This window comes from Methanobacterium bryantii, from assembly GCF_002287175.1.
Classification (GTDB): Archaea; Methanobacteriota; Methanobacteria; order Methanobacteriales; family Methanobacteriaceae; genus Methanobacterium_D; species Methanobacterium_D bryantii.
In genome coordinates, this window is sequence record NZ_LMVM01000001.1 from 83,877 (window position 1) to 105,414 (window position 21,538).

General features: G+C 33.4%; 20 protein-coding genes and 1 pseudogene. 14 read left to right on the forward strand and 7 right to left on the reverse strand.

The window, feature by feature from the left end; translation table 11 throughout:
• Positions 1 to 482 precede the first annotated feature (482 nt).
• Both ASJ80_RS00405 and ASJ80_RS00410 read left to right on the forward strand, forming a co-directional pair.
• Positions 483 to 938: a dCTP deaminase gene (locus ASJ80_RS00405; RefSeq protein ID WP_069584410.1), complete on the forward strand. Its 456-nt coding sequence runs from the start codon at positions 483 to 485 to the stop codon at positions 936 to 938.
• A gap of 277 nt (positions 939 to 1,215) precedes the next feature.
• Positions 1,216 to 2,055 carry a DUF2207 family protein gene (locus ASJ80_RS00410; protein ID WP_069584382.1) on the forward strand — a complete coding sequence of 280 codons (840 nt, stop codon included), beginning with the start codon at positions 1,216 to 1,218 and terminating at the stop codon, positions 2,053 to 2,055.
• 14 nt (positions 2,056 to 2,069) lie between these two features.
• Here the strand turns inward: ASJ80_RS00410 and acs are convergent, their stop codons facing one another.
• Together acs and ASJ80_RS00420 are read right to left on the reverse strand one after the other, a co-directional pair.
• Positions 2,070 to 4,022 carry an acetate--CoA ligase gene (gene acs / locus ASJ80_RS00415; protein ID WP_069584381.1) on the reverse strand — a complete coding sequence of 651 codons (1,953 nt, stop codon included), beginning with the start codon at positions 4,020 to 4,022 and terminating at the stop codon, positions 2,070 to 2,072.
• 250 nt (positions 4,023 to 4,272) lie between these two features.
• On the reverse strand, positions 4,273 to 5,796 hold the full coding sequence (locus tag ASJ80_RS00420; RefSeq protein ID WP_083241003.1) for a PP2C family protein-serine/threonine phosphatase: 1,524 nt from the start codon (positions 5,794 to 5,796) through the stop codon (positions 4,273 to 4,275).
• A gap of 427 nt (positions 5,797 to 6,223) precedes the next feature.
• Here ASJ80_RS00420 and ASJ80_RS00425 point away from each other — a divergent pair, with 427 nt between their 5' ends.
• Together ASJ80_RS00425 and ASJ80_RS00430 are read left to right on the forward strand one after the other, a co-directional pair.
• Complete coding sequence (locus ASJ80_RS00425) at positions 6,224 to 7,810, forward strand: thiamine pyrophosphate-binding protein (protein WP_245837412.1); 1,587 nt, start codon at positions 6,224 to 6,226, stop codon at positions 7,808 to 7,810.
• Between the two features lie 303 nt (positions 7,811 to 8,113).
• The gene (locus ASJ80_RS00430; RefSeq protein WP_069584379.1) at positions 8,114 to 9,478 is read left to right on the forward strand and encodes a B12-binding domain-containing radical SAM protein; all 1,365 of its coding nucleotides are present in this window, start codon (positions 8,114 to 8,116) and stop codon (positions 9,476 to 9,478) included.
• A gap of 41 nt (positions 9,479 to 9,519) precedes the next feature.
• On the opposite strand, the gene ASJ80_RS00435 is transcribed toward ASJ80_RS00430, so the two are convergent.
• Together ASJ80_RS00435 and ASJ80_RS00440 are read right to left on the reverse strand one after the other, a co-directional pair.
• Positions 9,520 to 9,894: a hypothetical protein gene (locus tag ASJ80_RS00435; protein WP_069584378.1), complete on the reverse strand. Its 375-nt coding sequence runs from the start codon at positions 9,892 to 9,894 to the stop codon at positions 9,520 to 9,522.
• A gap of 204 nt (positions 9,895 to 10,098) precedes the next feature.
• Positions 10,099 to 10,302: a DUF2795 domain-containing protein gene (locus tag ASJ80_RS00440; protein ID WP_069584377.1), complete on the reverse strand. Its 204-nt coding sequence runs from the start codon at positions 10,300 to 10,302 to the stop codon at positions 10,099 to 10,101.
• Positions 10,303 to 10,814: 512 nt separating this feature from the next.
• On the opposite strand from ASJ80_RS00440, the gene ASJ80_RS00445 reads away from it, so the two are divergent.
• The 3 genes from ASJ80_RS00445 (at position 10,815) to ASJ80_RS00455 (ending at position 12,654) form a co-directional block, all read left to right on the forward strand.
• Positions 10,815 to 10,997, forward strand: a complete 183-nt coding sequence (locus ASJ80_RS00445; protein WP_069584376.1) for a hypothetical protein — start codon at positions 10,815 to 10,817, stop codon at positions 10,995 to 10,997.
• Between the two features lie 232 nt (positions 10,998 to 11,229).
• Positions 11,230 to 11,760 (forward strand): hypothetical protein, encoded by a 531-nt coding sequence (locus ASJ80_RS00450; RefSeq protein WP_069584375.1) that lies wholly within the window; start codon positions 11,230 to 11,232, stop codon positions 11,758 to 11,760.
• A gap of 228 nt (positions 11,761 to 11,988) precedes the next feature.
• Positions 11,989 to 12,654: a hypothetical protein gene (locus tag ASJ80_RS00455; protein WP_069584374.1), complete on the forward strand. Its 666-nt coding sequence runs from the start codon at positions 11,989 to 11,991 to the stop codon at positions 12,652 to 12,654.
• A gap of 83 nt (positions 12,655 to 12,737) precedes the next feature.
• Here the strand turns inward: ASJ80_RS00455 and ASJ80_RS00460 are convergent, their stop codons facing one another.
• Positions 12,738 to 13,886, reverse strand: a complete 1,149-nt coding sequence (locus tag ASJ80_RS00460) for a pyridoxal-phosphate-dependent aminotransferase family protein (protein ID WP_069584373.1) — start codon at positions 13,884 to 13,886, stop codon at positions 12,738 to 12,740.
• A 230-nt stretch (positions 13,887 to 14,116) separates the two neighbouring features.
• Between ASJ80_RS00460 and ASJ80_RS00465 the strand changes: the two genes are divergently transcribed.
• Positions 14,117 to 14,878 carry a 6-hydroxymethylpterin diphosphokinase MptE-like protein gene (locus tag ASJ80_RS00465; RefSeq protein WP_069584408.1) on the forward strand — a complete coding sequence of 254 codons (762 nt, stop codon included), beginning with the start codon at positions 14,117 to 14,119 and terminating at the stop codon, positions 14,876 to 14,878.
• 118 nt (positions 14,879 to 14,996) lie between these two features.
• Here the strand turns inward: ASJ80_RS00465 and ASJ80_RS00470 are convergent, their stop codons facing one another.
• Positions 14,997 to 15,281, reverse strand: coding sequence for a hypothetical protein (locus tag ASJ80_RS00470; protein WP_069584372.1), 285 nt, complete (start codon positions 15,279 to 15,281; stop codon positions 14,997 to 14,999).
• A gap of 689 nt (positions 15,282 to 15,970) precedes the next feature.
• Here ASJ80_RS00470 and ASJ80_RS16725 point away from each other — a divergent pair.
• The 5 genes and pseudogenes from ASJ80_RS16725 (at position 15,971) to ASJ80_RS00495 (ending at position 18,664) form a co-directional block, all read left to right on the forward strand.
• Positions 15,971 to 16,132, forward strand: a complete 162-nt coding sequence (locus tag ASJ80_RS16725) for a hypothetical protein (RefSeq protein ID WP_176720221.1) — start codon at positions 15,971 to 15,973, stop codon at positions 16,130 to 16,132.
• Positions 16,096 to 16,305 (forward strand): annotated as a pseudogene (locus ASJ80_RS16575) (hypothetical protein). The gene ASJ80_RS16725 and the pseudogene ASJ80_RS16575 overlap by 37 nt, the downstream one beginning before the upstream one ends.
• Positions 16,306 to 16,678: 373 nt before the next feature.
• A complete protein-coding gene (locus ASJ80_RS17580) occupies positions 16,679 to 16,807 on the forward strand; it encodes a hypothetical protein (RefSeq protein WP_255360679.1) in 129 nt (42 codons plus the stop codon).
• Positions 16,808 to 16,838: 31 nt separating this feature from the next.
• Complete coding sequence (locus tag ASJ80_RS00490) at positions 16,839 to 17,252, forward strand: zinc ribbon domain-containing protein (protein WP_069583354.1); 414 nt, start codon at positions 16,839 to 16,841, stop codon at positions 17,250 to 17,252.
• Between the two features lie 287 nt (positions 17,253 to 17,539).
• The gene (locus tag ASJ80_RS00495) at positions 17,540 to 18,664 is read left to right on the forward strand and encodes an ORC1-type DNA replication protein (protein WP_069583355.1); all 1,125 of its coding nucleotides are present in this window, start codon (positions 17,540 to 17,542) and stop codon (positions 18,662 to 18,664) included.
• Positions 18,665 to 18,866: 202 nt separating this feature from the next.
• Here ASJ80_RS00495 and ASJ80_RS16730 read toward each other — a convergent pair whose 3' ends face one another.
• Positions 18,867 to 19,043, reverse strand: a complete 177-nt coding sequence (locus ASJ80_RS16730) for a hypothetical protein (protein WP_176720222.1) — start codon at positions 19,041 to 19,043, stop codon at positions 18,867 to 18,869.
• A 179-nt stretch (positions 19,044 to 19,222) separates the two neighbouring features.
• On the opposite strand from ASJ80_RS16730, the gene ASJ80_RS00500 reads away from it, so the two are divergent.
• Positions 19,223 to 21,508, forward strand: a complete 2,286-nt coding sequence (locus tag ASJ80_RS00500) for a CDC48 family AAA ATPase (protein WP_069583356.1) — start codon at positions 19,223 to 19,225, stop codon at positions 21,506 to 21,508.
• Positions 21,509 to 21,538 lie beyond the last annotated feature (30 nt).

Consider the following 21,538-nt stretch of genomic DNA (forward strand, 5'->3'; position numbering starts at 1 on the left):
CGATGGCTTTTCAAGTAGATTTATATAATTACGTTGTCTTCCTAACATTATTGTGAGTTCATTAATTTCTTTCTTTAGTTGTTCTCGTTTGGTCTTAGGACTTTAACAAATTCGTTTAATTCAAAAAGGTTATTATCACTTAAAGGAATAATGAACTTTTCAAACAATTATTATAGTTCCCATTTTTTTTATCAACAATTTTGATACATCTTAGCATTTTCTAATTCTTGAACCAATAATGCCATATTAAGACATTTATTACGTACATGGACATCATATTTTAGAATTTTTGAGTTAGATCATTGAAAAGTACTTATTTTTTTTTGAAAATTTTAAAAAGATTTATATGGGTTAATTTTATAAAACTAAAAATGAAATACATTAAAAATGTTGGTAATGGATTATCCTATTAGTATAGTTATTTATTATGAATTTTATGGAGTTTAGTAGGAAAAAAACGGGTATAAATGAGGTGTTTTAGTATTCTAGGCGAAAAAGAATTAATCAAACTATTTCCAGATTTTGAAGGGCTCATACAGCCTTCAGGGATCGATTTACCATTAGAAGACGTGTTCGTTCAAAAAAGTGCGGGCTCTCTAATTGACAATGAAAAAAATCTTCCAGAATTAGAAAAGCTTGAAGGTCCAATCTACACTTTAAAAGCAAAAACAGCTTATTCAGTCACAGTGGCGCCCAAAGTTAAAATCCCAAAGGGATACTCAATGCTTTACCGCCCGCGTTCCACCCTTAACAGGTCCTTTATTTCAGTCCATACAGCAGTAGGTGACCCTGGATTTTACGGGACACTCCAGTTTATGGTCTACAACTACGGAGAATTTGACTACCAGATTAAAAAAGGGGAAAGAATTGCCCAGGCAGTTGTATTTAAAGTTTCAGGCTCTGGAGAGTACAACGGAAGTTATCAAGAGTCGGAATAATATTTTTTAAATAGCCTAACTTTTTTTTATTTTGAAACCCTTGAACGTGGAACATGCGAAACTTTTGAAAATCATCGATTTTCAATACATCGAAAATTTACAATTTTCGAATGCGCCGCTTTGCTGCTGCAAAATCAAAGATTTTTGCAAGCTTCGTACGGCATTCGAATGCCTTGATTTTTGAGTGTATAACAAAAATAGATAATTTTATATTACTTACGTTACAGATAGTGCGCCATAACAGTATTCTGTTAATTGAAATGAAAAGGTGTGTTAAATGGAATTCAATGTTCTCTTAGAGGTCTTTTTCATACTGCTGGTAGTTATTTTGGTTAGTTATGTGGTCTATACGAAGTATATAAAAAAATCATCATCATTAAATGATTCAAATTTCATTTTTACTCCAAAATACATGTTTAATTACTCTCCAGAATTATTAAATACCTATTTAAATGAAAAAACAGATTTAAATGGATATGAAGATGGATTTAAAGCAACCGTGCTTGATTTAATAAATAAAAATTACATTATTTTCTCAAATCCAGTTAATTCTAATTCCGCTAAAACAAATAATCATTCTTATGGCCCTTTAGTTAGAATAAATAAAAAAAAGAGTGTAACTAAGCTTAAAGCCTACGAATTAGATGTAGTTAACTTTTTGAAGAGGTATGATAAGAAAGGGGTAATTTCATTATACTTTATAGAAGAGGACTTAAAAAATTTAAAAGCTTCCAAAAAATTCGAAAGCAGATACAACAGCTGGGAAAAGCATCTTAAAAATGAATATTCCAATAATAAATTCTTTAGAGGAGACTCAACTGAATTTATGGATGAATTGGATAACTTTAAGTCGTATGTTTCTGGCAGGGATATAACTAATGCAGATATTTCTCTTGATGATATTAACCAGTTTTTGGTTTATGGAATGGCATTAGGCATTGGAAAGAAAGCGGTGGAGAACTTTGAAAAATATTTAGATGAAACTACCCTAAAAAATAGTGAAATTTACCAGATTATCAAAGTCAACGGCATAAATTTTGTTGAGCAAGGATTTAAAGGGCTATATCTAGTAAAACCTGGCCAGCATGACTCCAATACTGATGTTTACGGTTATTGATATTTATTTAAATCTTACAATGCTCTGTCAAGACCATCAACAGCTTCAGGGTTTGCAAGGGTGCTTGTGTCTCCAACATCTTCGCCTTTAACCTTGGCTTTTATAATTCTTCTCATTATTTTCCCACTTCTTGTTTTTGGGAGGTCATCAACGAATCTTATGTATTTTGGAGTTGCAACAGGACCTATTTCAACTCTAACGTGATATTTAAGAGTGTCTTTTAGTTCCTGTGTGGGTTTAAAATTATCCTTGAGTATAACAAATGCTGCAATTTCTTCGCCCTTTATTTCATCAGGCTTTCCCACCACTGCAGCTTCTGCCACGCATTCATAGCTTACAAGGGCAGACTCCACTTCTGCAGTCCCGATTCTATGCCCTGCAACACTTAAAACATCATCTTCACGGCCCTGAATCCAGAAGTAACCGTCAGAATCTTTTCTCGCCACGTCCCCGCTCAGGTACATATTTTTAAATGCGCTCCAGTACGTTTTGATGTACCTCTGCGGGTTCCTGTAAATGGTTCGAAGCATTGAAGGCCATGGAGTTTTGATTACAAGGTGCCCTCCTTTTTCAGTCAGAGACCTTCCCATATCATCTAGAATATCTGCCTGGACCGTTGGGAAAGGCATAACTGCAGAGCCTGGTTTAAGCGGAGATACTGGTAAAGGGGTTATAAGGTGCATTCCAGTTTCTGTCTGCCACCACGTGTCCATTATAGGGCATTTCTCCCTGCCGATGTATTTATAATACCAGACCCATGCCTCAGGGTTTATAGGCTCGCCTACAGATCCAAGAAGCCTTATGGAACTTAAATCATATTTTTCGGGCCATTTGGGGCCGTATTTCATGAACATCCGTATTGTTGTTGGGGCAGTATAGAATACATTTACTTTATAACCTTCTACCATTTTCCACAGTCTTCCGGGATCTGGATAATCTGGGGTACCTTCAAATATGATGGATGTCACTCCCAGTAAAAGTGGGGCGTAGACTATATAACTGTGGCCTGTTATCCATCCAATGTCGGCTGCACACCACCATATATCGTCGTCTTTAAGGTCAAAAACGAATTTTAAAGTGGTATAAATTCCGACTGCGTACCCTCCGTGAACGTGTACAACTCCCTTTGGTTTTCCTGTGGTCCCAGAGGTGTATAAAATAAATAATGGGTCTTCAGAGTCCATAACTTCAGTTTCGCACTCTTCGCTCATATTTTCTGTAATTTCATGCCACCAGAGGTCTCTGCCTTCATGCATTTTAACATCTATGCCTGCATTGTTAATTACAATAAGATTCTTGATTGTAGGTGTATTCTGGAGTATATCGTCCACGTTTTCTTTAAGAGGTATTAATTTTCCCCTTCTTGTAAATCCATCTGTGGTTATGGCCACTTTTGATTTTGAATCGTTTACCCTCTCTTGAAATGCCTTTGCCCAGAACCCTGAGAAAACAACGGAGTGCACAGCCCCAATTTTGGCACATGCAAGCATTGCCACTGGGAGTTCAGGTATCATCGGCAGGTAAATGCTTACAGTATCTCCTTTCCCAATACCCAATTCCCTTAATGCATTGGCAAATTTATTTACATCCCGCCAAAGCTGGCGGTAAGTTATTTTTCTGGTCTTTCCGTCTTCTCCTTCCCAAATATAAGCTAATTTATCTCCTTTGCCGTTTTTAATGTGCCTATCTAATGCATTATGGGCTATGTTGAATTTGCCCTCTAAAAACCATTCTGCATGGGGCGGGTCCCATTTTAATACATTTTTATAAGGTTCAAACCATTCAAGTTCCTTTGCAAGGTCATCCCAGAACCAGTCTGGATTATTATTAGCTTTTTCAAGTAATTCCATGTAATTTTTTATTTTATATTTATTCATCCACTGCTTGATGTTGCTTTTTTCCACAATATCTTTTGTAGGCTTAAATATCCTTTCTTCTTTGAGTAAAGCTTCTAAATCCTTTGGCATTTTATCCCTCAAGATTTTTGAAATCATGTGATTAAATTTATCCTCAATCTTACAGTAATACTATTTTTGTTTTATAGATGGTTAAAAATTTCCCATTTTTAACCTTTGGAAATTTCCTCAAGTTTAAAAATCTATCAAAAATCCTCAAAAATTTTCAATTTAAAATAAAATTTAAAAAAGCATTGATTTAAGAATAAAAATAAATTATAAAATCTGAAATAATGTTTTCCAGAATTTATCAAAAGTTGATTTATTTAACTTTCAGGACAACTAGAGTCATATCGTCGATTTGAAACTTACCTTTACTGAAGAATGAAATTTCCTGTTTTATTTTCAGGATCATGTCTTCTGATGATAAGCTGTAGTTTTCTCTAAGGATACTTTTAAGTCTTTCAATTCCAAAAGGTTCCTTTTCTTCATTTAAAGCATTAATGACACCATCTGTGTAGAAAATAAGGATATCTTCTGAATTTAAATCTATTGTTTTCTCTTCAAATTTCCTGTTTATTATTTTACCTAAATGAAATTTTTCATGTACAAGTTTTACAATACTTTCACTATTTTTTATAAATAGTAAGGGCGAATCATTACCTGCATTGATATAACGCAGAGTTTTACTTTTTGTATCTAATACTGCATAAAATAGTGCTAAATCAATTCCCGAGTCAGCTTCAATCATTACCAGTTTATTTAAGTACTCCATTACATCAGAAACATGCTGAGTTTCCCTGGCTTTTGTCTGGACAATAGTTTTGGAGAGGGCCATTAACAGGGCTGCAGGGACACCTTTTTCAGAAACATTGGCAATTGCAATACCAAGTTTATCATCTGTAACTGGAATAAAATCGTAGAAATCGCCTCCAACTTCTTTTGCAGGTATATTAAAAGCAGAGATGTCATAATCATTTAATAACGGAATTGTATCTGGTATAAATGTCTGCTGAATCTTTTGTGCTACTTTTAGCTCATTCTTTTTCCGCTCCAGTTCGTCAAAATACAGGTTGCGTTCTTCTGTAGTTTTCTGTTCTCTCAGCAGGTTTGATATTATAAACGAAAAAACAAGTATTCCCATGGCATTTGCGAAGATCATGGGGACGCTGACTTCTCCAACAATTGCCAGTGCCTGTGAATAGGGATGTATAAGGAGAATAACCAGTAACATATGAAACAGTTCCATTAAAACTGCAAAGATCACTGCACCAAAAATTCCGATGAATTTACGCCCGTTTGCTATAAATATAATTCCTGCAAATAATCCTGCAAGAATTGTAGCTATTGAACAGGGTACTGTGGTTGGGCCTCCTAAAAAGAAGTATCTGTAAAGCCCGCCAATAAGTCCAGTTCCTAAACCTACTATTGGCCCGCCAATTAAGCCCGCTATCATTGGGCCAAGATCTCTAACATTTGCAATGGCACCAAAGACATCTATCCCTGAATATGAACCAAAAATGGAAATTATTCCAAATAATAAAATAACTACAGCTTGATTTTTAATGGTGAATTTACCTGCCAGTATCTCCTGGAAATATTTAATACGTGAAACAATATAAGCAATTACGATAATTACACATGTTTTTTCTATAAGTACAAGTAAGTAGTGTATGGTGGAAGGTAATGATTCTTTTCCCCCTTCTAAAATGAGCAAAGCGCTTAAACTTCCTATTACTGCAATTAATGCATGGAGATACAATATGTTATGCTCTTCATTAGCTCTTAAATAAGTTTTAATTTTTGAAAAATCAAATTGTATGTATTTTTTTGGAATTTCAGACATTAATAAGCACCTTATATTAACATAAAATTTATTTTTAGGGGTTTGTAATTATAAATAAACCGGCTATAATTTAAGGATATTCATAATTAGAATATATAAATTTAATTAATTAAATAATTAATTTAGTTAATCGGAATGAAAATTAATATTATAATATGCAGTTTCAAACGTATAGTGGACTTTAACACAGGAATATTTTGGAGGCTTGTTTTAAAGTAGAATATAAATTAAATAATCTTAAATTTTGAATTTAGTAAAATTGTACAATTATTTTGTTTAAACATGAAAATGGTCAAGATAAAAATGTTTGCAGTAATGGGGGTAATATAGTGGCTGGAAAAGAATTTAATGGGAATAATAACGCTAACAGCAACTATAATAGATATAAAAACCATATTTATTCATGATGAATCTAAGGAAAGATAAAATGAGATGTGCAGATGCACTGATTAAAATTTTAGAATCAAACGGTGTTAAATTTATTTTTGGGCATCCGGGGGAGCAGATTTTGCCTTTTTACGATGCACTGCGGAGTTCCAAGATTAAACATGTTCTAATGCGCCATGAACAGGGAGCCGTGCATGCTGCAGACGGTTATGCAAGAGTATCTGGTGAGTTCGGGGTATGTGTTTCAACCGCAGGTCCTGGAGCTTTAAATTTAGTAATGGGTGTTGCAACTGCTTTTAAAGATTCGATACCACTGATTGTAATCACAGGGGATGTAGACACTGATCTTAAAGGAACGAATGTATTCCAGGATATTGATATTGAATCTATTTTCAGGCCAATTACGCTGGAAACATTCCATATTGAAGACCCAGATGATGGTACTTTGAAATTAAAAAAAGCAATTGAAATGGTAAAGCATGGGAAAACTGGACCGATTCATTTAAACTTTCCAAAAGATGTTTTAAATGCTTATGTTGATACATCCGCACCCACAGTTGAACATGTTGAAGATAAAGATATTTCATTAGATGATATTAATGATACAATTAAATTGATGGAAATGTCTGAAAGACCACTTATTCTTGCTGGAACTGGGATAATATGGGCACATGCCGTAAGCAAACTGCAGGATTTTTCTCTAAAATATAACATTCCAGTTGCGACAACGTATTCTGCTAGGGGTGTTTTGCCTGAAGATCACCCGCTTTGTCTTGGAATGATCGGACTTAGAGGCACAACCGCTGCAAATTTTGCTGGTAAAAACTGTGATCTGCTGATAGCACTTGGCTGTAGATTCTCAGAAAGGACTGTACTCGGAATTGGAGACCCTGAAATAATTCATGTAAATCTTGACAGCGAAGTTTTAGAAGGAAATGTTAAGATTCAGGGAAATGCTGGCCAGTTTTTAGATAAAATGGGAGATATAACTGTTAAAAACACTGGCAAATGGCTTCAGGAATTAGATAATCATAAAAGAACCTATGAAATTAAAACTGATTATAATGATATTCCAATTAAACCTCAAAGAGCTGTAAAAGAGATACTTGATGCTTCAGATGATTCAACAACAATAAGTGATGCAGGAACACATACCACGTGGGTTACTTTACTTAAGAAAGTAACGAGACCTTCGTCATTGCTTTTTTCAGGAGGTTTTGGACCTATGGGCTATGGACTGCCCGCAGCAATTGGTGCGTCACTTGCAGACCCTGCTGAAAGGGTAGTTCTGGTGGTTGGCGATGGCGGGTTCCAGATGACATTACAGGAACTTGCAGTAATTGCTCAGGAGAATCTTCCTATTTTAATTTGTATCATAAACAACTGCTGCCTTGGAATTATAAAACAGTGGCAGGAAATGCATTACAGGGAAAGATATGAAGTTAAACTTGAAAATCCTGATTTCTGTGAAATTGCAGATGCATACAGAATCAAATCAAAACGTGTAAATGCTCCTGGTGAAATATTTGATGCAGTTAAAAATGCTTTAGATTTAAATGAACCCTATTTAATTGATATCATGGTAGATACGGAAGAAGGCATAATTTTACCTAAAGTAAAACCTTAACTTATTAATTAATTATTTTATATTACTTGTAATATTCAAAAGGGTAGATTATTCAAATTATCTTCTGAAGCGATTTTATATATCGTTAATTTAATTATTGAAGTGTAACATAATTATTGGTATTATTTGAATAGTTGTAAAAGAATGACTTCACGTAAGAAGTAGAAAAAAATGTTTTATTAAGTTATTATGTAAAATGACTAACTGATTTACTTAAAACAATAATATTATTTAGAATGATGCGATATTAAATGAATTGATTTAAATTTATAAGATTTTACACAAAAGGCGAATGGTGATACAATGAAAGTTTTATTAATAAATCCGCCAGATACTGCTTCAAAATATAAATTTATAGGTCTTGTTGCCCCTACACTTGGAATAGCATATATAGCAGCTGTTCTTGAAGAAAATGGTGTTGATGTTAAGATCATAGATGGTTCTGCCCTTGAAATGAGCTGGGAAGAACTTGAAAAAGAAATTCCTAAGTATTCACCAGATATTATAGCCGTTACTGCAGTGACACCTGCAATCAATCAGGCTCTCAGGACTGCTAAAATTGGGAAAAAAGTATGTCCTGATGCATATATTGTTTTGGGAGGATATCATCCTACTTTTACATATAATGAAGTTTTAAAGAATGATTTTGTAGATATTGTAGTTTGTGGTGAAGGTGAATATACCATGCTTGAGCTTGCAGAGACTATTGAAAGCGGCGGTGATTTAAGAAAAGTTAAAGGAATAGCTACTAAAGATTTTAAGACACCTCCGCGGCCAATTATTCAAAACCTGGATGAACTTCCATTTCCTGCCAGGCACCTTCTTCCTATGGACAAGTATAAAATTTTAAATTCGAAATTACCTGTAGGCACACTTATTTCAGGGAGGGGATGCCCATTTCAATGTTCATTTTGTTCATCAGCAGCTATGCACGGCCATAAGTTGAGATTAAGGTCTGCTGAAAATATTGTCGATGAGATGGAACACCTGATCAACGACCATGATGCGGATATGATAGCTTTTATGGACGATACATTCACCGTAAACAAGAGGCGTGTTGAAGAGATATGCACTGGCATGAAAAAAAGAGGTTTAGATGTATATTGGGGATGTACAGCCAGGGTAGATACTCTGTCAAGGGGTATTCTGGAAAAAATGAAGGATGCAGGGTGCATAACTCTTTTTGTAGGTGTTGAATCTGCAGATCAGCAGCAGTTAGATAATTTAAATAAGCAAACAACCATCGAAAAAATTAAAAGGACATTTGAACTTACAAGGGAACTTGATGTCAGGACCATAGCATCTGCAGTGCTTGGAATGCCAGGTGATACTAAACAAAGCATTAGAAATACGATAAATTTCGTTAAAAACTTAAACCCGTCTTATGCTATTTTTTCACTGGCAACACCGTATCCAGGCACTCGATTTTACATGAAAGCAAAGGAAGAGAACTTAATTAAGATAAATGATTGGTCTAAATATTCCTTAATGACACCTGTCCTTGAAACTGTGGACTGTTCTCTTGAAGAGCTTAGAAAAATGCAAAGAAAGGCTTTCAGGGAATTTTATCTCAGGCCAGGTTATATTTTACGCCAGACACGTATGGATGGTCCTATTATTTTAAAGACAATACTTGCTATTCTTAAGGATGTTAGTAAACATAAATAGGCTGTAAGTTTTTACAGTAACTATTTTATTTTAGGTGATTATCACCGGACGTATCTTCCCAGATAACTTAAAAGAAACCCTAATACTATTAAAAGAACCATATAAACTGGAGATGAAAATAAAAAGTTAGAATTAGAACGTGCAAAATAATATATTATGTAATTAAAGGCATGGAATTTAATTAGTAAGCCGAAGATAAACAATATACCTAACCCTAAAGGCTTAATCATTTTTGAACTATGTAGTTTACTTTTAGAGCTTTTTTTAGATGAAACATTAAAGTCATCAATACCGCTGTTTAAATATTTTCTATATATAAGTTTTCCCCCGCACTGGCACCGATCGTAATCGTTGGCAGTTTCTCCTGGTTGAAGCTCGTAATAATCTCCACAATCTTTACAGACAAGATAACCCATAATTTCACCATTAATATTCTACTTTTATGAGTCTGTTATTAATATAAATAAATATTGTGGTAACTGATCTAAAATAGAAGATGGCTTGGAGTGATTAAAAGCGTTTAAAAATTGTGTTTAAAATTAGCAACTCTTATTTAAAATATAAAAAAAATATGTTTATGGACTATTTAACGGTGCTTTATAATGTGGAATGATTGTTTCTCAGCTTTTTGCGATTGTTTTCCTAAGTACTCCCACTAAACCTTTACGATCATAATATGTTTTTTCGTCCATACTATCTAATGTTTCTAAAACCACATAATCTGCATTATTTTTCTTAGCTTGTTCCATTATATCCTGTTTAGTTGCAGGATACAGGAGACCCTTTAAAAATGGTTCTACTTCATCAATCGTCCCGCAGGGCATAATTTTCACCTTTTATCATTTAATTATAATTTAATGGGATTGTAGACTGGAATTACATTTATAATCATTAATTACCAGTCTACAGTTATTTTTGAAGTTTAGATTATTAATATGTTGTTATGTAGTATTAAAATAGGTTGTTAATTTATGGTCTTTAAGATTACTTGGAAATATAATTCCATGTTTGATTTGGATTTATTTTTAGGTTAAGTTTACATTTATAGTTTAATAGGGATTTTAGACTGGAATTACATTTATAATCGGTGATTACCAGTCTACAGTTATTTTTGAAGTTTAGATTATTAATATGTTGCCATATTATATTAAAGAAGGGTTACTAATTCGTGTTTTTAATTACTTAAAAATCTGATTTCATATATGATTTAACTTTATTTTTTAAAATATGCTTATTTTATTTATTTTATGTGAAATAATGAAAAATAACCTATTTTTTTATTGGTACTGATAATTTTATAATTTAAAATGGATATAATATAATATGGGTTGAAATAATGGCAACTGTTGATGTATATTTTAAAAATAAGCAGAACAAAAAGCATTTTGCAGATGTTACAGACGTAATATATGAAAAGACATATGTTTTAATAGAATTTAACCAGGGACATGTGATGATACCATATTCAAGCCTGGAATATGTCAATGTTCAGGATGTATGGCCTGAAGAGGAAGAATAATTTTAATGCTACATTACAGATATTAACTTTATAAATCAATTTTACAAATGCTCATGTCTAACTGGTTGTGCCGATGTTACTTTAAATTTTTATGAGGTATATGGTTAATTACACTTCCAAATATAATTTCATATGATTAATTGATATTATAATAGCATGAAGTGTGCACATGATCATGGACAGGAGCGTTACTAAAAACTATTGCTAATTTTATAAACTAGGGCGTGAACTTATGAACCAAATACAGAAACAAATACTGGATCTATTAAATGAATTTAACGATCAAAATCCGGGATATTATCTTGCTCGCAATTATTTGCTGGATAAATTAAAAATAGATGATAAATTACTTGAGGAAAATGCATTTCAGTTACGTGATGAAAAGTATGTAGATATATCTCCAGGTCTAGGAGTAGAATTTAGCTCAGTTAAAATAACTGGTAAAGGAATAAACTTAATAGAAAATTCAGGCATGTCTAATTTTACAGTTGCAGAAAATAGTGATGAAATTACAACTTCAAGTGATCTCAGGATAAAAAATACTTTTAATCAAATATATAACACGATAGAATCTTTAAATTTAGATAATAAAGATAAAGTCATAGAAAAAGTTAGTATAATAAGAGAAGAATTAAAGAAAGATGAAATCAACACCTCTAAAATTAGAAGCTCTACAGCTTGGCTTAAAATAAACGCCAGCTGGACAATTTTCCCTCTTGCCCAGGTTATTATCACTGTTTATGGTTTAAACTGGTCTAAATGAAGTTTAACTACCATTTATTTTTTAAATAAATATTTTCTTTAATTTTTTAATGCTGTTTTAAAATTTAAGATAATTTATATATTTTTACAGGATTTATTTTTGAATTAATTTTTCTACTTCTTATTTTTATATGTTCATCTGTTTGTTCATTCATAGAAACGGTTAAATAGCATAACGTTTACATTAAAACGGGTACTGTAAATAAATTGAAATTTAAGGAGGTAAACTATGGAATATAGAAGATTTTTAGCCGTTATGTTAGTTTTAGGCATATTAGGCGTTGAACCTGCAGGTGCAGTTGAAATAGGATCCTTGAACCAGTTTAACTCTCCTGATACATTGAATTCATGTGCAATTGCTCAAAATATGGTTAAAAAAAGTGCTGTAGTTAATCAGGATCACAATAAATGTTTAAATAAACTAGAAATGCATAGTTCAACTGGTATAAATGAAACAATTTTAAATCAAACGGGTAATAAAACGGTTATAAATGAAACAGATTTTAATCAAACAATTGGTAATGAAAATGAAACGGTTTTAAACAATTCAATTGATGAAAATAAAACAGTTTTTAATGAAACAGGTAATGGGACTTTTGAAAATGAAACTAATGTCAATGGAACAGCTTTAAATAATACAACTTATGCAAATGAAACATCTTTGAATCAAACTGATAATGCTACTCAGGATAGTCCTGCTAAAACTCACACTTTAAATACTATAGAAAATGTGGGCTACGCTTTGGCAGCTATAGCTGGGTGTTTTGCAGTTGGTATTGCTGTAGCTCCTGAAGGAATAACTAAAACCATATGTGTTGTAGGGGCTGTACTTTGCGGAGTAGCTGCGGCAGCCTGTTTTGTTGCACATGCCATTGCAAGCTGGTTTGATTGGTGATAAAAAAAATATTTATTTATTATTTTATTTTTTAATTTTAAAGATAAAAAAACAGTTCGAAAAAATAGTAAAAAGAAAGAGAATTATCCTATAAGATAAGCCTCTTCTACTGCTGCTACTCCATTTCCGAGACAAATGTCCATTCCAAGACCTTTTAAAGTCATTTCGAGAGCAGCCATTGTAACAACAAGATCTCTGTAGTTGACATTACCCATATGGCCTATTCTGAAAACATTGCCTTTTAAGTGGTCTTGACCACCGGCAAGCACAATTCCATATTTATCTCTCATTGTGCCCCTCATATCTTTATCAGTTACGCCTTCAGGCATTTTTACAGCAGTTACAGTTGTGGATGAAACATCTTCGTCAGCAAATAGTTCAAGACCCATAGCTTTAACAGCATTTCTTGTGGCTGATGCAGCTAATTTGTGTCTTTCTATTCTAGCTTCGAGACCTTCTTCCATTACCATGTTTAATGCTTCACGCATTGCGTACATTAAAGATACGGAAGGTGTGTATGGAGTTTCGGATGGTGTATGTTCTGCGTATTTTTTGTATTTCCTTACGTCCAAGTAATATGAATTGGAGTCTACTTTATTGATTACATCCCATGCATCATCACTTACTGTGATTGCTGCCATTCCTGGTGGTGCGGCAAGACATTTCTGTGAACCAGTTACACAAATATCAATGTTATAATCGTCTACAGCTACGTCGTCCCCACCAAGGGATGAAACAGTATCTACAACATATAAAGCGTTATAATCTTTAACAATTTTACCTACTTCTTCTATTGGGCTTGCGACCCCTGTTGAAGTTTCGTTGTGAACTAATGTCACAGCCTTAATTTCATCGTCTTCTTCTAAAATATTTTTGACATCTTCGGGATTTACTGCTTTCCCCCATTCCACATCAAGCTTAACTGAGTTGCCCCCATTAGCTTCAGCTATCTGCGCAAATCTTTCTCCGAATTTCCCGCCAACAATATTTAAAATTTTATCCCCTTTATTCAGGATATTTCCAACTGCTGCTTCCATTGCAGCTGTTCCAGAACCGGTTATAGTGTAAGATGGATTTTCAGTCTGGAATACTTCTGACATCATTTCATTGACTTCAGTTAAAATATCAGCGAATTGAGCACTTCTGTGGTTCATCACTGCATCTGACATGGCTTTTAGTACTCGCGGAGCTACTTTGGTAGGTCCGGGTATCATTAGCAATGTTTCCTCCATTTTAAAAAACCTCCAATTTTAAAAACTATATTAAACTTGATTCTCTTTTTGAGATACACATAAGTTTATCGATTAAACAGTTAATATACCTTTACTTCAGTCCCTGATTCTTAAATAGTCAAACTATTTTATGACCATAAATTTTCATGATTTTACTTCAATTAGTCCTATTTTCTAAATTTGAATTTAATTCCAACAATTTATTTATTAAAAATAATATATCCACTTTCATGAATCTTGATGCTTGGTTTTCATGGTATGACAAAATACTAAAAGAATTTGGTTTCAGCCGTGAAGATGATGAAAAATCTGCGGAACTGTTAAACAACCTTTTAAACGAAGATAACAGTTCGAGCATTGCTGAGACTAATATAAAAGATATGGTAATTATTTTTGGAGCTGGACCATCCCTTAAAGGAAATATTGAAGAGTTGGACGAACTGGATCAGTTGGAAGAATTAAATTTAAATAAGTTTACATTAATTGCAGCAGATGGGGCAACAACTGCACTTTTAGAGAAAAATATAGTTCCAGATATTATAGTTACAGATTTAGACGGTAATATGGATGATATAATAGAAGCTAACGAGCGAGGAGCAATTCTGGCTGTCCATGCCCATGGAAATAATATTGATAAAATAAAAGAATATGTTCCTGGGTTAAAACGAATTTTGGGGACTACTCAAAGTGTACCTTTGGAAAATGTATCCAATTTCGGCGGTTTTACAGATGGAGACCGTTGTATATTCCTGGCAATTGAGCTTGGGGCAAGATTTATACTTCTTGCAGGAATGGACTTTGGGGATATCGTAACTAAATATTCTAGGCCGGATTTACCTGAAGCAGAGGGTAAAGCTGATGAAATTAAGCAGATGAAGTTGAATTATGCTAAAAAACTTACACAGTGGGCTGCAGAAAATGAAAATGTGAAAATAGTGAATATGTCTGGTGGAGAAAGCGTGCCTGGTGTTGATGATATCAAGTTTGAATAATATTTTTCATGATAAAAATGGGCACAGTTTGGGATTTACAATAAAATTAGAGTGTTAATATTTAAAAAAACTATTTATACTTAATTTAATATTAAAAAGATAATGGAAATAAATTAATTCACTTTAATTCGCTGCTTTTTTTATCTATAACAGTCCTCAGATCTTTTATTGCATTTTCTAAACTGTCTATTTCTTTTTCGTATTCTTCTCCTTCTTTTTTATTTGCAAGCTGCATTATAAGCTCTGCTGTTTTAAATTGGGTCTCCCCTAATTTGTTCATGATTTTACCCATTTCCTTGTATTTTCGTTCATGCTCTGTCCAGTCTGCTCCAGCACTTTCTTTCCAGTAATCTTTCCAGTAATTTTCCCAGCTACCTTTATGGTATTTTTCCCAATCTGGCATTATAAAACTCTCCTAATAATTAAAGATTTTTTAAGTGTTTCTGGAAATAGGGCCATTTGAAATATGAGGTGGCTTATTTCCAATACAATAATATTATTATAGTGAATATTATTAATATATTTTCATACCCTGAAATAAATAATTAAAAACTCCTAAAAACGAAGATAGTTTAAATGATATAATAAAAAATGATTTTATAAGTTTTTTAGTTGGTATATGGCCATTGAAAATCATTTATTTTAAAGGGAGAATGAAAATGGAAGTTATTAAATCATTTATACACTCGAAAATCCCTCAAAATCCTCAAAAATCTAGATTTTTGGGCCCTCGAAATTCATAGAATTTCGGGGCATGTAAAAACATTCGGTTTTTACGGTTGTGAAGCTTGCTTCACAAACACCGAAAATTTATATAAAAATTTTCGAGTGTTCAGAAAATCTCAAGGAGATTTTCTTCAACCTCAAAAAATTCTCTGAATTTTTTGGGACCCTCAAATGCTTTGTGTTTGGGGTATTGGAAATCTTTGATTTCCAAAAGGTTAGGAAATGCAAAGCATTTCCTAAAATTCTACGAATTTTGGGGCAGAAAAAATCGAAGATTTTTTCATGCTTGATTTTCGGTGCTCACAAAATTGAAAATTTTCACATGTTTGCAAAACTACGTTTTGCAACCGTAAAATTCTATGAATTTTGCATGCCGTCGAAAAATTTACAATTTTTCGGGCTACAGAACGAAGTTCTGTATGCTACGCGTTTGAGGGTTTTGTACTTACAGACTTCTGTGGAATAGTGGAGGATATCTTATATGGCTCTGGCTGCGTGATGGGGGAAGCTCCTGGGTTTCGGTTGTAGGTGGAATAATTCTGGTGCTGTATGGAATAGTTGCTGCCCTCCAGCCAGCAAATTTTGGAAAGGTTTAAGCTGTTTACGGCGGAGTCTTCATAGTTATGGCTATACTTGGGGGATGGCAGGTGGATAAGGTAATTCCTGATTGTTTTGATATTGGGGAGTATTATATGTCTTAGTGGAATGCTGGTAATAATGTACTGGCCAAGAAATTAGATCTGGATTAATCATATTGGGTTTTAAACTGTTTTCAGCAGGTTAATACATTTAATTTTAGAATTAACTCCAATGTATAACATTTATTTTTATTATAAAAGATTATGGATGATTATACTTATTATAAATATTGAATATGCTTTTATTTAATATAAAAAATAAAATACAGTTTTATTAAAAGTATATAATCATTCTTTTGGAATTAAATAAATAAAATAAACTGGAACATTATCATTATTTAATAATAAATAATATAATCCTTTCTATTTGGATATAGTAGTAAATAATATTATTATCTTCTAAAAAATAATTATGTGGCATAAAGGAGGAGATAATTTGAAGAAATCGGCTTTAAGATTTCTAGATATATCAATTATTTTAGTTGCATTAGATTTAAGGCATAGATATGGTTTATGTGGTGAAAATAGTTTCTATTTTACAATTTCTACGATAAATTCCAGTTAATGGAATTTTGGAAAACATAAACGGTGGTTAGATGCCTTATCTTGTTTGTGAAAAGTGCAAGGGCTATTATGTACTTCAGGCGGGAGAATCCCCCCATAATTTTGGCAGGTGTCCATGTGGAGGATCTTTAAGATACGTTAAAAAACTCCATAAACGATACAATCAAGAAAAATCAGAGGATAAATTAAATATTTGCCCCGAATGCGGAAAAGAAAATATCCATAGTTCAAAAATATGTGTATTTTGTGGTAAAATATTGAAATCTCATGATACTCCAAACATTTGTCATAGCTGTGGAAAAGAAAATGTAAAAACTTCTCAAGTATGCGTATTTTGTAGTAATCCACTAAAATCTAATTATAATAAACGGATAAAATGGAACATGGTTGGTTGCAGTTTTTTAGCCTTAATTATAGTTATTTTATTGTTCTGGATTTTACATTAGGTTTGTTTAAAGATTTTAGTTATTATACGGTGCTTATCTTTTTATAGTTACATAACTCTAGCTTTAAAAATTAGATATGGGCTTTATTTTTTGTTTAATTTTAATAACTACACTAAATGGATTATGGATGATGTTTTTTTATTGAATCAATAAATAATTAAATAGGGGAGCTACAAGTAGTATGTATTATATAGATTTATAATGAAATAGATAAAAATAAAGCTAGTATTGATATAAACATAATATATTTAAAAACTACTCAGATAATGAGTTTTTAGGTAAAGACCATGGACATTGATGACCTTCTCCTTTATGATGAAACTCTGTTTAAAAACATCGATGCATTTAATCCAGACTACATTCCAGACAATTTCATGTATCGAAAATCACAAATGGAGGCCCTTGCAATCAGCATAAGGCCTGCACTACGTAGCGGAAGGCCGGTTAATGGAGTTGTACTTGGCTCGTGTGCAACCGGGAAAACAACAGCCATTAAAAAGATCTTTGAAATGGTGGAGCGGACATCAGATAAAGTGGTTTGCGTTTATATAAACTGCCAGATACATACAACCCGGTTTGGTATATTTTCACAGATTTATCAAAAGATTTTTGGACATACTCCTCCAGAAACAGGGGTTCCCTTTTCAAGAATTTATCAAAATATAATGCAGCACCTTTCAAACGAGGGTAAAGCTCTCATTGTCGCATTAGATGATATTAATTACTTATTTTACAGTAAAAATGCCAATAAAATATTTTATGATATTTTAAGGGCTCATGAATCATTTGAAGGTGTAAGAACCGGTGTGTTTGCTATCCTGTCTGATATTGAATTCAGGTTCATGCTTGATAAAAATGTTAATTCTATATTCATCCCCCAGGAAATAATATTCAATCCATACTCAAAAGAAGAAATAAAAGATATATTAAAAGAAAGGGCCAGAATTGGTTTTTACAGTGAGGTGATTTCAGATGAATTACTGGATGAAATCACTGAATATACGGTATCAAATGGCGATTTAAGGGTAGGAATCGACCTTTTAAGGATAGGTGGAAATCTGGCTGAAGCAGATGCATCTAAAACAATAGAGCGAAAACATATTCAAGAGGCACTTAAAAATACTGGTTCTATAAATCTTATGTACACTCTCAAGTCTTTATCAGATGATGAAAGAACATTACTAGATCTTATACGGACTTCAGACGTAGATTTAACTGCAGGTGAACTTTACAGTCAGTTCAGTAAGAAAACTAAGTCAAGTTATGCTTCTTTTAACCGTATTTTAAATAAACTTGAATTTTTAAGGCTTATTGATACCAGGTTCACGGGAAAAGGAGTAAAAGGTAACTCAAGGATTATAATACTCAGATTCGACACAGAAGAAATCCAAAAATGTATGTCTCGTCTTTAGATATTTCTTATATTTGACTTATGGTGAATAATCAAATATTTTTCTGTGAAATCTATGATTTCTTTGACTTAAATCATATAAATTTAATTTTCACTAAATAATTATAAGTTTAAAAAGTTACGTTATTTGCTGTAAATATAATTGAATTTAAGAGAAATGTACGGCTATTTTTTTGGTTATGTGGAGTTTCATATGGCCTGTTTTAGATACCTGCAGGCATATTTGAGTTTGGGAATGAAGCAAAAACTGCAACACTTAAAATGAAAATAAGTACAATCATTGCTATTGTAATGCAGGATGCCATGTTTATTTCTTCTAAATTTATATAGTTTCGTTTTTTTCTTAGATCAATTGCGGTATTTCTACTAGTTTTTAACATATTAATCACTTCCTTGTTTAAATCCTCTATTTGCAGTTACTTAAAGGAAGAGATAGAGAGCGCATGAAAAGTAATCAGAATATGGAGGAATAACTTTACAAAAATATATATCAATGTATTAACATAAATATTAGAGTATATTGTCCATTATTTGATTTTACTTTTACGGAGGGATTTTAATGCCTGAACTTGGCGAAATTGAGCTTAGAGTTGCAGAAGCATTACAGCAAGATGTTGGAAAGGGTATTATAAGGATGGATAATGAATTACTTGCGGAAATGGACGTTGAACCTGGCGATATTGTTGAAATAATCGGTAAAAGAACAACAGGTGCAATAGTTGGACATGCCTATCCTGCAGATATTGGGCTTGAAATAGTGAGAATGGACGGCCTTACCAGATCAAATGCAGGCACATCCATAGGTGAAACCGTAACCATAAGACATGCTAAAATAAGAATTGCTAGAAAAGTTACCCTGGCCCCTGCAACAAAAGGATTAAGAATAATGGCATCAGGAGATATCATAAAGAGGAATATAATGGGGAGAGCAGCAGCAAGGGGGGATATTTTATCTTTAATATCTCCACGGAGAACGAGAGAGACCTTCCGAGAATTCCCTGGGGGAGAGAAAGTTTTTAGAGAATTTTTTGAATCTACAACTCCATTTTCACTGGGTGAAATTAAATTTTCAGTGGTATCAACTAACCCTGCGGGTATTGTAAGAATAAATGATGTTACAGAAATAGAAGTGCGGCCTGAGGCTGTAGAAATCGTTGAAAAAAAGGTTCCGGATGTTACATATGATGATGTGGGTGGATTAAAGCAGGAGATAGAGAAAGTAAGGGAAATGATAGAACTTCCTCTGCGCCATCCTGAGATATTTGATAGACTTGGTATTGATCCGCCCCGTGGAGTTCTTTTACATGGAGCTCCTGGTACTGGAAAGACTCTACTTGCTAAGGCAGTTGCAAATGAAAGCGGCTCAAATTTTGTTGCTATAAACGGTCCTGAGGTTATGAGCAAATATGTAGGGGAAGCCGAGAAAAAAATAAGGGACTTATTTAAAGAGGCTGAAGAAAATGCGCCCACTGTAATATTTATAGATGAGATTGATGCCATTGCACCAAAAAGGGAAGAAGTTACTGGAGAAGTAGAGCGTAGAGTTGTTGCCCAGATACTTGCACTCATGGATGGATTAAAAGAAAGGGGGAAAGTAATAGTTATAGGTGCAACAAACAGGCCGGATGCACTTGATCAGGCACTTAGGAGGCCGGGACGATTTGATAGGGAAATAGAGCTTAGAGTTCCTGATAGAGATGGTAGGAGTGAAATACTGCAAATTCATACCAGGGGAATGCCCCTGGAAGATGATGTAGATATGGAAGAAATTGCTGATATAACACATGGTTTTGTTGGAGCAGATCTTGCAGCCTTGAGCCGAGAATCGGCAATGAATGCACTTAGAAGGATACTGCCTGAATTAGACCTTGAAGAGCAGACTATCCCTCAAAAAGTCCTTGAAAAATTGTTTGTAACAAATAATGATTTTATGGACGCTTTAAAATCAATCAGCCCCTCTGCACTTCGTGAAGTCTTTATAGAAGTTCCGGATATCCGTTGGGAGGATATAGGTGGACTGCAGGAGTTGAAAGAGACTCTTAAAGAAGCTGTAGAATGGCCGTTAACTAATTCTGAAGATTTTAAGCGGATTGGAATCCAACCATCTAAAGGAATTCTTCTATTTGGTCCGCCTGGAACTGGAAAGACCATGCTTTCAAAGGCGGTTGCAACAGAGTCAAAGGCTAATTTTATATCAGTTAAAGGCTCAGAGATTTTAAGCAAATGGTTTGGAGAATCTGAAAGAAAAATAACCGAAATATTTAAAAAAGGAAAACAGGCATCTCCATGTATAATATTTTTTGATGAAATAGATGCTATAGCTCCTATGAGGGGATCTGCAGCAGGTGAACCAAGGGTAGTTGAAAGAATGGTAAACACATTACTCTCTGAAATGGATGGTTTAGAAGAACTAAGGGGTGTTATTGTAATTGGCGCTACAAACAGGCCTGATTTAATTGATGCCGCATTATTACGTCCTGGAAGATTTGATGAAGTTGTGCTTGTTTCACCGCCGGATGAAAAGGCACGTCTTGAAATATTAAAAGTCCATACTAAAAGTATGGCTCTTGATGATAATGTGAATCTTGTAGATCTTTCTAAAAGGGCGGAAGGATACTCTGGAGCAGATATAGAAGCATTGTGCAGAAAAGCTGGTGTAATTGCACTCCACGAAAATATTAAAATTGAAAAAGTTTCAAAAAGACACTTTGAAGCAGCTTTAAGTAAAGTAAATCCATCTACAACACCACAGACTAAAGAATATTATGAAGAAGTTGCAAGGAGACTTGGAAGAGGGTTAGAAGCTAAAAAAGTGAGGGAAGAGTTCCCAAGAGAAGTTGCCTAGATTATACCAAAGGTTAATATGATTATATAT

Bases quoted from the DNA above. Each gene is read 5' to 3' on its own strand.
- ASJ80_RS00410 (WP_069584382.1), top strand. From the start codon at position 1,216: ATGGAATTCAATGTTCTCTTAGAGGTCTTTTTCATACTGCTGGTAGTT.
- acs (WP_069584381.1), bottom strand. From the start codon at position 4,022: ATGCCAAAGGATTTAGAAGCTTTACTCAAAGAAGAAAGGATATTTAAG.
- ASJ80_RS00420 (WP_083241003.1), bottom strand. From the start codon at position 5,796: ATGTCTGAAATTCCAAAAAAATACATACAATTTGATTTTTCAAAAATT.
- ASJ80_RS00425 (WP_245837412.1), top strand. From the start codon at position 6,224: ATGAGATGTGCAGATGCACTGATTAAAATTTTAGAATCAAACGGTGTT.
- ASJ80_RS00430 (WP_069584379.1), top strand. From the start codon at position 8,114: ATGAAAGTTTTATTAATAAATCCGCCAGATACTGCTTCAAAATATAAA.
- ASJ80_RS00435 (WP_069584378.1), bottom strand. From the start codon at position 9,894: ATGGGTTATCTTGTCTGTAAAGATTGTGGAGATTATTACGAGCTTCAA.
- ASJ80_RS00440 (WP_069584377.1), bottom strand. From the start codon at position 10,302: ATGCCCTGCGGGACGATTGATGAAGTAGAACCATTTTTAAAGGGTCTC.
- ASJ80_RS00445 (WP_069584376.1), top strand. From the start codon at position 10,815: ATGGCAACTGTTGATGTATATTTTAAAAATAAGCAGAACAAAAAGCAT.
- ASJ80_RS00450 (WP_069584375.1), top strand. From the start codon at position 11,230: ATGAACCAAATACAGAAACAAATACTGGATCTATTAAATGAATTTAAC.
- ASJ80_RS00455 (WP_069584374.1), top strand. From the start codon at position 11,989: ATGGAATATAGAAGATTTTTAGCCGTTATGTTAGTTTTAGGCATATTA.
- ASJ80_RS00460 (WP_069584373.1), bottom strand. From the start codon at position 13,886: ATGGAGGAAACATTGCTAATGATACCCGGACCTACCAAAGTAGCTCCG.
- ASJ80_RS00465 (WP_069584408.1), top strand. From the start codon at position 14,117: ATGAATCTTGATGCTTGGTTTTCATGGTATGACAAAATACTAAAAGAA.
- ASJ80_RS00470 (WP_069584372.1), bottom strand. From the start codon at position 15,281: ATGCCAGATTGGGAAAAATACCATAAAGGTAGCTGGGAAAATTACTGG.
- ASJ80_RS00490 (WP_069583354.1), top strand. From the start codon at position 16,839: ATGCCTTATCTTGTTTGTGAAAAGTGCAAGGGCTATTATGTACTTCAG.
- ASJ80_RS00495 (WP_069583355.1), top strand. From the start codon at position 17,540: ATGGACATTGATGACCTTCTCCTTTATGATGAAACTCTGTTTAAAAAC.
- ASJ80_RS16730 (WP_176720222.1), bottom strand. From the start codon at position 19,043: ATGTTAAAAACTAGTAGAAATACCGCAATTGATCTAAGAAAAAAACGA.
- ASJ80_RS00500 (WP_069583356.1), top strand. From the start codon at position 19,223: ATGCCTGAACTTGGCGAAATTGAGCTTAGAGTTGCAGAAGCATTACAG.